The following is a 13,244-nucleotide window of genomic DNA, read 5'->3' on the forward strand; positions in this document are numbered from 1 at the left end:
TGTCCGGATGCGCCGGGTCGGTTCCACAATCGCGACCGCCGGCGCCTCGAGGAGAACATGCCCCGCTTCCGAATGCGACAACCTTCGTTCTCACGGATCGACAAATCTAGATGTTAGTGACTAACATCTAGAACGTGAACAGAACCGATCGCTCGCGCGCGGAAGCCACTCGTCACCTTCTCACCGAGGTTGCGATTGGCCTCTTCGAACGCGATGGCTTCGATCGCACGACGACTGCGAGCATCGCCGCTGCTGCCGGGGTCTCGGAAATGACGTTCTTCCGGCATTTCGGCACGAAGCAGGGCGTGCTCTTCGACGACCCGTACGACCCCGCCATCGTCCACGCGATCGCCGGCCGTCGTGACGGCCGCCTCGTGCAGCGCATCACGGCAGGGATGCGACAAGCATGGGCTGAGTTGCCGGAGCCCGCGGAGGCACAGGTCCGACGGCGGATCGCCATCGTGGCCACGACGCCGGAGCTTCGGGCGGGCATGTCGGCGAACATGGAGCGAACGGTGGCCGCGGTCGTGCAACAGCTCGTCGCCGACGGTTCGAACGCGTTCGAAGCACGGGTGGCTGCTGGCGCGGTCATGGCCGGGGTGGCTGCGGGACTGCTCGAATGGGCCACATCATCTGATGGCCGTCTCCATGAGAGCCTCGTCGCGGCGCTCGAGATCGTCGGAGGTGCGAACGATGAGTGACGGGATGGTCCTCGACCGGGTGAGCCGGTCGTATCGCGGCGGCGCTGGTGTGCGGGAGGCCTCGCTCGTCGTTCGTCCGGGTGAGATCCATGCGCTCGTCGGACTCAATGGCGCAGGGAAGTCGACACTGATGAAGCTGCTCCTCGGCATGCTCCGACCCGACAGCGGAGCAGCGCTGATCGGCGGCGTCGACGTGCGCCGAGCGGACTCGCGGACATGGTCGAGGCTGGGGCAGCTGGTCGAGACACCGCTTGCGTACGGCGAACTCACGGTCCGCGCGAATCTGAGTGTCGCGGCCCAGCTTCGTGGGGTTCCGTCAGCCGAGCGGTCGATGGTGATCGACAAGGCGGTTGAGGCCTTCCGGCTGACCGAGTACGTGAATCGACGCACTCGATCGTTGTCGCTCGGCAACCGGCAGCGGCTCGGGATCGCTGCCGCTCTGCAGCATGAGCCCGATTTCGTGGTGCTCGACGAGCCGACCAACGCGCTCGACCCCGCCGGAACGATTCTGCTTCGTGAAGCAGTGGCTCGCCTCGCCGGGCAGGGGGCGGCGGTGCTGATCTCCAGTCACCATCTCGATGAGGTCGCGCGCATCGCCGACACGATCACCGTCATGAACGCGGGACGTCTCATCGGCCACCTCGACCCGCAGGACGACGACCTCGAGCGCGCCTTCTTCCAGAGTGTGCTGCGCGATGACGAATCGCGATCCGAGGACGGAGAGCAGTCGGCATGAACGCACGTCATCGGTTCGCAATCGCCGTCACCGTCGAAGGCCGAAAGCTCCGGGCTGCTCGGGTGCCGGTCGTCACCGCGCTGCTGTTCGTCGCCGGCGTCACCGCGATCTGCATGTCGGTGACGATCGCCGTCACGAATGGCTCAGCGGAACTCGTCACGAAGCTCGGCCCGCTGGTCGCCGAGGGCGGCTGGGCGGGTTACCTCTCTTCCGCAACCCAGGTTGTCGGGGCAGGCGGCTTCATCGCGTGCGGGGTGGTGCTGAGCTGGTCGTTCGGGCGGGAGTTCGCCGAAGGGACGATCACAGGCCTCTTCGCTCTGCCGGTCGGCCGCGCGATGATCGCCGCAGCGAAACTGGTCGTGTTCTTCGCTTGGGCGATCGCCGTCTCCGCACTGTCGACCGCCGCGATCATCCTGGGCGGGCTCGCAGCGGGACTCGGCTCGCCTGGGGCCGAATCCTTCGCATCGCTCGGCCGGGTCTTCGTGCTGATCGTGCTGACGGCGTTGATGGCGGTGCCCGCCGCCTGGGTGGCGACCCTCAGCCGCGGCCTGCTCGGAGGGATCGCCGCAACGATCGCCCTCGTCGCGAGCGCGCAGGTCCTCGTGATCTCTGGTGCCGGCGCATGGTATCCGCCGGCCGCCCCGGCTCTGTGGGCCATGGACCCGGCGTCGGTCGATGGTGCCGCGCTTGCACTGTCGTCGTTCTTCCCGCTGCTCTTCGCGGTACTGACCCTGCTGGCGTGGCGGCATCTTCAACTGGATCGCGCATGAGGCTGGAACGCACCTCGTGGTACGCCCACGAGTACGGGGAGAACGCCCGAAGCCATCCGGCATCGGCCACCTGGTTCGCGATCGCTTGATGACGAGGAGCGGTTCCGGAGGACGCCTGCCGCGCCCGTTGACGCAGAAATCCCGGCCTCACTCGAGACCGGGATTTCTTCGTGCGTTCTGATGAACACCTTGGTTGCGGGGGCAGGATTTGAACCTACGACCTCTGGGTTATGAGCCCAGCGAGCTACCGAACTGCTCCACCCCGCGGCACCGACCGCCTTGCGGCAGTCATCCATCGTCCCGAGTCATCACGAGTCTCCTCGATCAACTCTTTGCGTTGGTCTGATCAGTTTACGGCACGGTTCGAGCGCGCTCGACCAGTCGAAGCATCCGCTCCGGCCGAATGCGGAATCCCACGTGAGGAACGGTGGTGAATTCGCTCGCTGTTACCAGGCCGCGACGTACTCCGACACCGGCAGCACCGTGCTCCGCACGACCGGGAGGCCGCGGCCGATGGCCTGGTCGATGCGGTCGCGCAGCGCCTGCGAGTCGATGCGGTAGTCGACGAAGTCGGTGTCGCTCGCGTACACGCCGATCGGCAGGGTGATCGCCTGGAAGAAGGAGAACAGCGGCCGGAACTGGTGCTCGATGATGAGCGCATGCCGGTCGCTGCCTCCGGTTGCCGCGAGCAGCACCGGCTTGTCGATGAGCGCGTACTGTCCGACGAAGTCGAACACGTGCTTGAACAGGCCCGTGAACGAGGCCCGGTACACGGGGCTGGCGACGATCAGGAGCGTGGCCGACTCGATGCGGCGCAGCGCCTCCTCGGCGATCGGGCTGAGGTCGTCGCGGCTCAGCGCACCCGAGAACTCGCGACCGATGTCGGAGAGCTCGATGAGGTGCGTCTCGACCTCGAGGTCGTTGCCCGCGCCGGAGCGCAGGGCGGTGGCGAAGCCCTCGAGGATCTCGCAGACGAGCACGGTGGTCTTCGACGGCGAATGGAGGCTTCCGGAGACGGCGACGATGGAGATGTTCGGCATGGATGGACGCTAACCCGCTTCGGTCGACGCCGGAATCGCACCGGACGCGCAGGGTAAGCGGGCGAAACAGGCCTTCACGCGGCGTATCCGGATGTCACGAATGCGCCGTCGAACGCGATCGGATGCCCCGCGGATGTCGCCGCGTGACCGCGCCGACCGCCGTCACGCGTCGCGGAGAAGTCGCCGCGTGACGCGCGCGGAGAAGTACAGGGCGTCGACCGGCACGTGCTCGTCGGCCGTGTGGAACTGCGCGAACACGTCGAACTCGTCGGGCACCCGCAGCGGCACGAAGCCGTAGCCGGCGATGCCCAGGCCGGCGAGGTGCTTGTTGTCGGTGCTCGCTGGCAGCAGGTAGGGCACGACGACGCCGTCCTCGTCCTCGGCGGCGATCGCACGCTGGGCCACCCCGAGGAGCGGGGAATCGAGTGGCGCTGCAATGGGCGGGATCCAGCGTCCGATCTCGAGCTCCACGTCGCTGCCGACGAGGCGCTGCAGGTCGGCGCGGAACGTGTCCTCGTGCCCGGGCAGGATCCGGAGGTCGAGCGCGGCGGTCGCTGTGGCCGGGATGACATTGGTCTTCGATCCGGCCTCGAGCACGGTCGGCGACGCCGTGTCGCGCAGGGTCGCGCCGACGATGCCGCCGACGAACCCGAGCTCGTCGAGCTGCGCCTCGAGCGCGGCATCCGTGAACTCGACGCCGCGCGCCGCTCCGAACCGCTCGAGGAACGCATCGAGGGCGGGGGTGCGCGTCACCGGGAACCGGTGCTCGCCGACCGCGGCGACTGCGCGGGCGAGGCGCACCACGGCGTTGTCCGCCGTCGGCCGCGAGCCGTGGCCAGGGCGGCCGCGTGCGCGCAGCTGTGCCCACGCAACCCCCTTCTCGGCGGTCGCGATGAGGTAGGCGCGGCGCCCGGGCGCGAGCGGCACCGAGAATCCGCCGACCTCGCTGAGCGCCTCGGTCGCACCCTCGAACAGCTCGGGGTGGTGCTCGACGAGCCACTTGGCGCCCCACACTCCCCCGGCCTCCTCATCGGCGAAGAACGCGAAGATCAGGTCGCGCTCGGGCACCTCGTCGTCGCGCGTGAAGGCCCGCGCGACCGCGAGGATGACGCCGGCGAAGTTCTTCATGTCGACGGCGCCGCGGCCGTAGAGCACGCCGTCTTCGATCTCGGCGCCGAAGGGCGGATGCGTCCAGTCCTGCCCCTCGACGGGGACGACGTCGAGATGGGCGTGCACGACGAGCGCCCCGCGCGACGGATCGCGTCCCGTGAGGCGGGCGACGACGCTCCCTCGACCCGGCCGCGATTCGAGCAGGGTCGTCTCGTACCCGACCTCCTCGAGGGCCGCCTGCACGTACCGGGCGGCCCGGGTCTCACCATCACCGATCGTGTCGGGATTGCCGGTGTTGACGCTCTCGATGCGGATGAGGTCGCGGATGAACCGCAGGGCCTCCTCCTCGAGGAGCGAGCCGGCGGCGGGGACTCGGTTCGAAGTCATGTCGTTCAGTCTCCTGTCGCGGGGCGGGCGCCACCACTGTGCCGACGCGCCGGCCGGGCGGCAACCCGCATCGCGTCGCGTGACGCGCCGTGAAGCGATGTTGCGAATGCGACGGCGGATGACGCCCGCGATCCGCCCCGCGGCATCCTGCGTGAAGGGATGTTGCGGTCGACGGCGTCCCGTGACGAGGGCCGTTGCAGTGATCGGGCACCGGGCGGAGAGTTGCCGCCATGACACGACGAACGACCATCGCAGTCGCCCTCGACGGCGCCGGCTGGCATCCCGCCGCGTGGCGCGACCCCTCGGCGCGACCCGCGGAACTCTTCAGTCCCGACTACTGGATCGACCTGGCACGCACCGCCGAACGAGCGGGCGTCGACCTCCTCACCATCGAGGACGCGCTCGGCCTGCAGTCCTCGGCCTTCGGCACCACCGACGACCGCACCGACGAGGTGCGCGGCCGCCTCGACGCCCTGCTCATCGCCTCCCTCATCGCGCCGACGACGAGCCGCATCGGGCTCGTGCCCACGGTCACGACCACGCACACCGAACCGTTCCACGTCGCGACCGGGCTGCAGACGCTCGACTTCGCGAGCCGAGGTCGTGCGGGATGGCGGGTGCAGGTCTCGGGGGCCGCACACGAGGCCCGTCACTTCGGCCGCCGGACGTTCGCGCCCCTCGACCTCGAGGCCGTGCGCCGGGGCGACTCCGCCCTCCTCCGTGAACTGTTCGACGAGGCCCGCGACGTCGTCGAGGTCGTGCGGCGCCTCTGGGACGGCTGGGAGGACGATGCCATCATCCGGGATGCCGCGACCGCGCGGTTCGTCGATCGCGACAAGCTGCACTACGCCGACTTCGAGGGCGCGCAGTTCTCGGTGAAGGGCCCCTCGATCACGCCGCGATCGCCGCAGGGCCAGCCGCTCGTGACCGCGCTCGCGCACCAGACGATTCCGTACGAGCTCGCCGCGACGAGCGCCGACCTCGTCTTCGTCACGCCGCACGACGACGGCCAGGCGAGCTCGATCCTCGGCGAGGTGCGCGCGGCGGAGTCCCGGGTCGGCCGCGAAGGCCGCCCCCTCTCGGTACTCGCCGACATCGTGGTCCTCCTCGAGGCGACGCCGTCGCTCGCCACCGCAGCGCTCGAACGCCTCGATGCCGAGCACGGCGCGCCCGCGACATCCGATGCCCTCATCTTCGCCGGCACGCCAGAGGCGCTCGTCGAGCGCATCGACGCCTGGACCGACCTCGGTTACGACGGCGTGCGCCTGCGCCCCGCCCGCCTCACGCGCGACCTCGAGCAGGTCGCCGAATGGGTGCTCCCCGCATTCGATCGAGCGGATGCCCCGGGCACCACCCTGCGCGAACGCCTCGGCTTCGAGCGCCCCGCGAACCGTTACACCGTTGAGGAGACCGCAGCATGACGACGACACCTCGCCAGGTGCACCTGGCCGCCCATTTTCCGGGCGTCAACAACACGACCGTGTGGAACGACCCGCTGCAGCGCAGCCAGATCGACTTCGCCGCCTTCGAGCACTTCGCCCGCACGGCCGAGCGGGGCCGGTTCGACTACCTGTTCCTCGCCGAGGGGCTGCGGCTCCGCGAGCACAAGGGGCTCATCCACGATCTCGACGTCGTCGGCCGGCCGAACACCCTTGCAGTGCTCGCTGCACTGGCAGCGGTCACGCGCCACATCGGCCTCGTCGGCACGCTCAGCGCCACGTTCAACGAGCCGTACGAGCTCGCCCGACAGCTCGCGACGCTCGACCACCTCTCGAACGGGCGCGCCGGCTGGAACGTCGTCACGAGCTCGGATGCGTTCCACGGGGCGAACTTCCGCCGTGGCGGCTTCCTCGACCACGGCGACCGCTACACGCGCGCCTCGGAGTTCGTGAGCCTCGCCAAGGAGCTGTGGGACAGCTGGTCGCCCGACGCCGTGGTGGCCGACCGCGCGAGCGGGCGCTTCCTCGCCGAGGAGGCGGTCACCCCGTTCAGCCATCGCGGCCCGCAGTTCGACGTCGATGGGCGGTTCAACGTGCCGCGCAGCCCGCAGGGGTACCCGGTGATCGTGCAGGCGGGCGACTCCGCCGACGGGCGGGACTTCGCCGCCGAGCACGCCGAGGTGATCTTCTCGCGGCACAGCGTGTTCGACGAGGCGCAGCAGTTCTACCGCGATGTGAAGGGCCGGCTCGCCGGTCGCGGCCGAACCGAGGATTCGCTGAAGATCCTGCCCGCCGTCACCTTCGCGCTCGGCGATACCGACGACGAGGCCGCCGAGCGGGCCCGCGCCGACGCGCTCGCCCAGGTCGGACCGAAGACGGCGATCACGGTGCTCGAGCAGGTGTGGGGCGTCGATCTCTCCGACCGCGATCCCGACGGGCCGCTGCCCGAGTTCGATCCCGACCCCGAGGCGTCGATCACGAAGGGCTGGGCACCCCGCTTCCCCAACGCCGTGAAGGTCGCACAGGCCTGGCGCGCACAGTCGGAGGCCGAGGGCCTCAGCATCCGCGAGCTCGTCATCACGGTCGCAGGACGGCAGTCGTTCATCGGCACGCCCAGCGGGGTCGCGGCGGAGATCGACCGCTACGTGCAGGAGCGCGCGACCGACGGCTTCGTCATCGTCGGCACCACCTCGCCGCACGGCCTCGACGAGTTCGTCGAACGGGTCATCCCGGAACTGCAGGAGCGCGGCGTCTACAGATCCGAGTACGAGGAGGGCGCGACCCTGCGCCGCACGCTCGGGCTGCCCGAGCCGACCGAGGTCGCCGAGGAGGTGCGTCGTGTCGGTTGAGTCGACGGATGCCGTGGCGACGAGCCGCGGCGCCGTGCGCGTGCCGCTCTCGGTGCTCGACCTCGTGCCCATCGCCGACGGAGACACTGCGGGCGAGGCGCTGCGCAACTCGATCGACCTCGCGCGGCGCACCGAGGCGTTCGGGTACGCGCGGTACTGGCTGGCCGAGCACCACCTGAACCCCGGCGTCGCCGGATCGGCGCCGCACACCCTGCTCGGTATCATCGCCGGTGCGACCGAGCGGATCCGCGTCGGCACCGCCGCGACGATCCTCGGCAACTACGAGCCGCTCCAGGTGGCGGAGTCGTTCGGCACGGTCGCGTCGCTCTGGCCCGACCGGGTCGACCTCGGGCTCGGTCGTTCGGGGTTCCCGCCGCCGGCTGCGGCGGGCGAGGCGGCGTCACCACCGGCCGCGCCGACGGCTGAGCCCGTGGCCGCGGCATCCGGCGCGCTGCCCAACCGCATCGTCGACGGTCTCGTCGTGCCCCCGGCGCGCCCGTTCCACGTCGACCGCGCGCGCTTCGCGCTGCAGGGACGGCTGCTCGGGCGCGAGCCCGGCGACGCCGCCCGGTTCTCCGACACGGTCGACGACCTGCTGGCGTTCTTCGGCGGAGGCTACGAGGGCGACGGCATCCCCATCACCGTGCAGCCGGCCGAGGGCAGCGGCGTGCAGATCTGGATCCACGGCTCGACCGCCGGCGAGAGCGCCCGCATCGCCGGGCGCCTCGGCCTGCACTACGGCGCCAACTACCACGTCGCGCCGAGCGGGGTGATCGAGTCGCTGGCCGAGTACCGCGCGCACTTCCAGCCGTCGGCCGAGCTCGACCGACCCCACACGATCGTGTCGGTCGACGTGGTCGTCGCCGAGACCGACGCCGAGGCGCGCCGTCTCGCGGCGGGCTACACCGAGTGGGTCCTCTCGATCCGTGAGGGCCAGGGCGCCGTGCCGTACCCGCGCCCCGAGGACGCCCTGCCCGACTCCGCGCTCGCATCCTTCGAGCTCGCCGCCGTGCAGGACCGCCTCGACACCCGCTTCGTCGGCTCCCCCGAGACCGTCGTCGGACTGCTCGAGACGCTGCAGCGCGTCACCGGCGCCGACGAGCTGCTCGTCACGACGATCACGCACGACCACGCGCGGCGGGTCGAGTCCTACCGGCTGCTCGCCGAAGCCTGGTCGGGGGCTGGGCCGGCCGACCCGGCTGATGCGACGGACCTCGCTGACTCCGGCGATTCCGCTGACGTCGACGCCGCCACCGAGCGGGCGGCCCTCACCGGCGCCTGAACGGGGAACCGTCGTACAAACGGATGCCGCGCGGCCCGACCGGCCGCGCGGCATCCGTCATTCACGGTCCCGTTCGCGTTCCGCGGCCGCTCGCACCATGCGGATCTCGCGCACCCCGTCATCCACCTGCACGGCGCCGTCCGGGCGGAAGCCGTGCTTGCGATAGAACGCCTGCGCCCGTGGATTCGGGTCGGCGACCCACAGCGCCGCCGCGTCGTGCGGGTCGATGACGGCATCGAGCAGGGCGGCGCCAGCGCCCGACCCGTGCTCGGCCGCCACGACGTAGAGCACGTAGAGATGCGTCGCCCAGCCCGGCTCCGGCTGCTCCGGCGGTCCCGCGAGCGCGACCCCGATGATCTCGCCGTCGCGCTCCGCCACCGCGGCGCGGCTCTCGCGGTAGCGCTCGTCGCTGATGGCGGCGGTCCAGAACCGTTCCCGCGCGTCCGGGAAGCCCGGGTCATCGAGGACCTCGTCGCGCATCAGGCCGCGATACGTCTCCTGCCACGAGCGCACGAGCACGCGCGCCATCTCCGCGGCGTCCTCGACGCGTGCGGGGCGAACCGTCACTGGGGAGTTCATGCCCGAACCCTATCGATTGCGATCGCGGTCGCGATCGCCGCTCCGAAGCGCGAGAACGACGGATGCCGCGTGGCGCATCGGCCACGCGGCATCCGTCGTTCTCCGGGTGCTACTCGGACTTCGGCAGCCCGGGCGGGTTGATCTCGGACTCCTCGACGGCCTCCGTGGTCAGCGCCCAGCGGTCGAGGACCTCCTGGTACGTGCCGTCGTCGATGATCGACTGCAGAACGAGCTGCACCGGTTCGATGAGCCCGTTGCCCTTCAGCGTTCCCGCCGCGATCGGCGCGGTCTCGGGCCATCCGCCGTTCAACGTGCCGACGAGCTTCGTCTCACCGGTCGTCGCGGCGCGGTACGCAGCGGTCGCGTTCGGGCCGAACGTGGCATCGACGCGTCCCGACGAGAGCGCGAGGTCGGATGCCGCCTGGTCGTCGTAGTACACGAGCTCGGCCGGCGCGTCGCCGGCCTCCTCGAGTTCGGCGTTCCACGCGAGCAGGATCTTCTCCTGGTTGGTGCCCGAACCGACGACGATCTTCAGGCCCGAGATGTCGTCGGCGCCCTCGATCGCGTCGATGTCGCTGTCGGCCTGCACGTAGAAGCCGAGCAGGTCCTGGCGGTAGCTCGCGAAGTCGTAGAGCTCCTTGCGCTCCTCGGTGACCGTGACGTTCGATGCGATGAGGTCGTACTTGCCCGACTGGATGCCGAGGGGCCAGTCGGCCCAGTTCACGGCGACCGGGTTGTACTCGAGGCCGAGGCCGTCGGCGACGAGCGAGCCGAGGTCCGCCTCGGTGCCGATGATCGTGGCGTCGTCGTCGGAGGCGAGCACGCCGAGCGGCGCCGCGAACGGCGAGATCGCCACGGTGAGCTTGCCGGCCTCGATGGGCGTGAACCCGCTCTCCTCGAGCGCGTCGACGGCGGCCTGCACCGGCTCGATCGTGGGCCGGTCTTCGGCGTTCTGCGACGTGAGGTCGAACTGCGCCGCCGCCTGCACCTGCTCCTCGGTGCTGCCGGATGCCGCGTTCTCGGCCGCGGCGGAGTTGCCGGCGCTGACCGCCCAGACGACGCCGCCGCCGATGATGGCGATGGCCGCGACGCCCGCGACGATCACCCCCGCCTGCTTCTTGTTGATTGCCATGAGAGGACTCTCCTAGTGTTGGTTCCGTCCGATAGCCGGGTCGGTTTCTCGGATTCGCCCGGTGCGGCAGTGCAATGCCGCACCGGGTTCTTCTCGCCGGGCGCTCTGGTCTAGAGCACCTTCGCGAGGAAGTCGCGGGTACGACGGTGCCGGGCGTTCCGCAGCACCTGGCCGGGCGTGCCCTGCTCGACGATCTCGCCGTGATCGAGGAACACGATGCGATCGGCGACCTCACGGGCGAACCCGATCTCGTGCGTGACGATCACGAGCGTCGTGCCGTCGCGGGCGAGGCCGCGGATGACGTCGAGCACCTCGCCGACGAGCTCCGGATCGAGCGCCGACGTCGGCTCGTCGAAGAGCAGCACCTTCGGCGAGAGCGCGAGCGCCCGCGCGATCGCGACGCGCTGCTGCTGGCCGCCCGACAGCTGCCGCGGGTAGTGGTCGGCCTTGTCGGCGAGCCCCACCCGTGCGAGGAGGCCCTCGGCCAGCGCACGAGCGTCGTCCCTCGTGAGCCGCTTGTGCGCGACCGGCGCCTCGATGATGTTCTCGATCGCGGTGAGGTGCGGGAACAGGTTGAAGTTCTGGAAGACGAGCCCGACCTGGGTCCGTCGACGCAGGATCTCGGCCTCGCGCAACTCGTGGAGCGTGTCGCCCTTGCGCTCGTACCCGATGTACCGCCCGTCGACGGTGATCGATCCGCGGTCGACGGTCTCGAGGTGGTTGATCGCGCGCAGCAGGGTCGACTTGCCCGAACCCGACGGGCCGATCAGCGCCACGACCTGGCCGGGCTCGATGGTGAGGGACACGTCGCGGAGCACGGTGTTCGCGCCGTAGGACTTGGTGACGTCCGAGATCTCGACGCGGCCGACGGTGGCGACCTTGCGCGTCGCGACGTACTGCTCGTCGAACGATGGCGTGAGCGTCGTGCTGGTCATGCGGCACCTCCGGTGCGGTACTGGTCGGATGCCGCAGCAGCGGCCGTCACGACGGGTTCGGGTTGTGCGGGCGGCGGCGGAGCGGCGGCAGTGTGCGCGTCGCCGAGCCGGTTCCATTGCTCCGCGCCCCAGCGGCGGGCCCGCTGGACGGGCGTCGGCGGCAGCTCGCGCACCGAGCCTCGGGCGTAGCGTCGCTCCACGTAGTACTGGGCGATCGAGAGCACCGTGGTGATGAGCGCGTACCAGACGACCGCCACGAGCAGCAGCGGGATGACCCGCTGGTTGCGGTTGTAGATGACCTGCACCGTGTAGAACAGCTCGGGCAAGGCCACGATGAACACGACCGAGGTGCCCTTCACGAGCCCGATGATCTCGTTGAACGCGTTCGGCACGATGGCGCGGGCGGCCTGCGGCAGCGTGATGCGGAAGAAGCGGATGCTGCGGGGCAGACCGAGCGCGCCGGCGGCCTCGAGCTGTCCCTGGTCGACCGAGAGGATGCCCGCCCGGATGATCTCGGCCGAGTAGGCGGCTTGGTGCAGCGAGAGGCCGATCGCCGCCGCGGCGAAGGCGCTGATGAGCGTCGTGGTCGGGAACTCGACGATCCAGAAGTCCGTGGTGAACGGCGTGCCGAGGCCGAGCGTCGGGTAGAGGTATCCGAGGTTGTACCAGACGAGGATCTGCACGACGAGCGGCACGGACCGGAAGAACCAGATGTACCACCAGGCCGCCGCGCCCAGCAGAGGCGACTTCGACAACCGGAACACGGCGAGCACCGCGCCGAGCACGAAGCCCGCCACGCCCGCGACGACCGTGAGACCCAGTGTCAGCCACAGGCCGTTGATCACCGACGGTGCGAAGAAGTACTCGGCGAACACGTCCCATTGCCACTGCGGGTTCGTCGCGAGCGACCACAGGAACTGGAGGATGACGAACGCGACGATCGCCGAGAGCACCCAGCGACCCCAGTGCTTGACGGGCACGACGCGGAGGCCGGCGTCCAGTCGGCCACCCGCCGGACCGGACTTCGCTACGGCATCCGCCGTGGCGGAGCTCGCCGACGTCGTGTCGTCGGTCGTGGCGTCCGCATCGGTCGCGGGCGTCGCCGCTCCTGCGGCATGCGCCGTGGTCTCGGATCGGGGGGCGACGATGCGACTCATGCGCGGGCTCCTTCGGTGACGAGCGACTTGTCGAACGCGTGGATGCCGATCTGCTCAGCCGGGAGCGACGTGTCGAAGCGAGGCGTGTACCCGCTCGCCAGGTAGAGCGCGACGGCCTCGGGCTGGCGTGGCCCGGTCGTGAGCGTCACGGCGGTGTAGCCGCGGTACCGTGCGACGGCCTCGAGTTCGGCGACGACCCGTCGACCGAGGCCGCGGCCGCGATGGTCGGGGTGCGTCCACACGCGCTTGAGCTCGGCGGTGCGATCGTCGAATCGCTTGAACGCACCGCCCGCGACCGGCTCGCCGTCCTCGAGGATGACGAGGAATGCGCCGTGGGGTGGCGCGAAGTCCGACGCCGGATACCGGCTCAGCTCCGTGCTCGCACGTTCGCCGAAGAATTCGCCGTAGCGGCCGTCGTACTCGCGCTCGAGGTCAGCGAGCAACGGCTTCGCCAACGTGTCGTCCGCGCTCACGTGCCGCACGCTCAACTGGGTGGTCATCGCTCGCTCCGTTCTGCTCGTCGATACATTCCGCCGCCGTGATGGAGCGGGTCGTATCGAAGCTACGGAGCGGCAGAGGGCCCGGCAACGGGGTGATTCATGGAGCGACCGATATCGTCACTCCACG

13 protein-coding genes and 1 tRNA gene are annotated in these 13,244 nt (G+C 70.2%); 6 read left to right on the forward strand and 8 right to left on the reverse strand.

Annotated elements, in window-relative coordinates:
* The first annotated feature begins 134 nt into the window (after window positions 1-134).
* From BUR99_RS16105 to BUR99_RS16115, 3 genes are all read left to right on the forward strand, one after another.
* The gene (locus tag BUR99_RS16105) at window positions 135-701 is read left to right on the forward strand and encodes a TetR/AcrR family transcriptional regulator (protein WP_074261370.1); all 567 of its coding nucleotides are present in this window, start codon (window positions 135-137) and stop codon (window positions 699-701) included.
* Window positions 702-705: 4 nt separating this feature from the next.
* The gene (locus BUR99_RS16110; protein ID WP_234980889.1) at window positions 706-1,437 is read left to right on the forward strand and encodes an ABC transporter ATP-binding protein; all 732 of its coding nucleotides are present in this window, start codon (window positions 706-708) and stop codon (window positions 1,435-1,437) included.
* A 62-nt stretch (window positions 1,438-1,499) separates the two neighbouring features.
* The gene (locus BUR99_RS16115; protein WP_159441001.1) at window positions 1,500-2,207 is read left to right on the forward strand and encodes an ABC transporter permease; all 708 of its coding nucleotides are present in this window, start codon (window positions 1,500-1,502) and stop codon (window positions 2,205-2,207) included.
* Window positions 2,208-2,397: 190 nt separating this feature from the next.
* On the opposite strand, the gene BUR99_RS16120 is transcribed toward BUR99_RS16115, so the two are convergent.
* The 3 genes from BUR99_RS16120 to BUR99_RS16130 all read right to left on the reverse strand — a co-directional run bounded on the left by BUR99_RS16120 (window position 2,398) and on the right by BUR99_RS16130 (window position 4,744).
* Window positions 2,398-2,474 (reverse strand) — tRNA-Met (locus BUR99_RS16120).
* Window positions 2,475-2,653: 179 nt separating this feature from the next.
* Window positions 2,654-3,247 carry an FMN reductase gene (gene msuE, locus BUR99_RS16125; RefSeq protein ID WP_074261373.1) on the reverse strand — a complete coding sequence of 198 codons (594 nt, stop codon included), beginning with the start codon at window positions 3,245-3,247 and terminating at the stop codon, window positions 2,654-2,656.
* Window positions 3,248-3,409: 162 nt separating this feature from the next.
* The gene (locus tag BUR99_RS16130; RefSeq protein WP_074261374.1) at window positions 3,410-4,744 is read right to left on the reverse strand and encodes a M20/M25/M40 family metallo-hydrolase; all 1,335 of its coding nucleotides are present in this window, start codon (window positions 4,742-4,744) and stop codon (window positions 3,410-3,412) included.
* 230 nt (window positions 4,745-4,974) lie between these two features.
* Between BUR99_RS16130 and BUR99_RS16135 the strand changes: the two genes are divergently transcribed.
* From BUR99_RS16135 to BUR99_RS16145, 3 genes are read left to right on the forward strand one after another with little or no spacing between them, the layout of a single operon-like run.
* Window positions 4,975-6,165: an LLM class flavin-dependent oxidoreductase gene (locus BUR99_RS16135; protein WP_074261375.1), complete on the forward strand. Its 1,191-nt coding sequence runs from the start codon at window positions 4,975-4,977 to the stop codon at window positions 6,163-6,165.
* A complete protein-coding gene (locus tag BUR99_RS16140; protein WP_074261376.1) occupies window positions 6,162-7,532 on the forward strand; it encodes an NtaA/DmoA family FMN-dependent monooxygenase in 1,371 nt (456 codons plus the stop codon). The genes BUR99_RS16135 and BUR99_RS16140 overlap by 4 nt, the downstream gene beginning before the upstream one ends.
* Window positions 7,522-8,814, forward strand: a complete 1,293-nt coding sequence (locus BUR99_RS16145) for an LLM class flavin-dependent oxidoreductase (protein WP_074261377.1) — start codon at window positions 7,522-7,524, stop codon at window positions 8,812-8,814. The genes BUR99_RS16140 and BUR99_RS16145 overlap by 11 nt, the downstream gene beginning before the upstream one ends.
* Window positions 8,815-8,871: 57 nt before the next feature.
* Here BUR99_RS16145 and BUR99_RS16150 read toward each other — a convergent pair whose 3' ends face one another.
* From BUR99_RS16150 to BUR99_RS16170, 5 genes are all read right to left on the reverse strand, one after another.
* Window positions 8,872-9,393, reverse strand: a complete 522-nt coding sequence (locus tag BUR99_RS16150; protein WP_074261378.1) for a GNAT family N-acetyltransferase — start codon at window positions 9,391-9,393, stop codon at window positions 8,872-8,874.
* Window positions 9,394-9,502: 109 nt separating this feature from the next.
* A complete protein-coding gene (locus BUR99_RS16155; protein WP_074261379.1) occupies window positions 9,503-10,525 on the reverse strand; it encodes an ABC transporter substrate-binding protein in 1,023 nt (340 codons plus the stop codon).
* A gap of 110 nt (window positions 10,526-10,635) precedes the next feature.
* On the reverse strand, window positions 10,636-11,460 hold the full coding sequence (locus tag BUR99_RS16160; RefSeq protein ID WP_084184069.1) for an amino acid ABC transporter ATP-binding protein: 825 nt from the start codon (window positions 11,458-11,460) through the stop codon (window positions 10,636-10,638).
* Window positions 11,457-12,617 (reverse strand): amino acid ABC transporter permease, encoded by a 1,161-nt coding sequence (locus tag BUR99_RS16165; RefSeq protein WP_084184070.1) that lies wholly within the window; start codon window positions 12,615-12,617, stop codon window positions 11,457-11,459. Before BUR99_RS16165 ends, BUR99_RS16160 begins: the two co-directional genes overlap by 4 nt.
* Window positions 12,614-13,117: a GNAT family N-acetyltransferase gene (locus tag BUR99_RS16170; protein ID WP_074261380.1), complete on the reverse strand. Its 504-nt coding sequence runs from the start codon at window positions 13,115-13,117 to the stop codon at window positions 12,614-12,616. The genes BUR99_RS16165 and BUR99_RS16170 overlap by 4 nt, the downstream gene beginning before the upstream one ends.
* Window positions 13,118-13,244: the final 127 nt, after the last annotated feature.

The organism is Agromyces cerinus subsp. cerinus, from assembly GCF_900142065.1.
Taxonomy (GTDB): Bacteria; Actinomycetota; Actinomycetes; order Actinomycetales; family Microbacteriaceae; genus Agromyces; species Agromyces cerinus.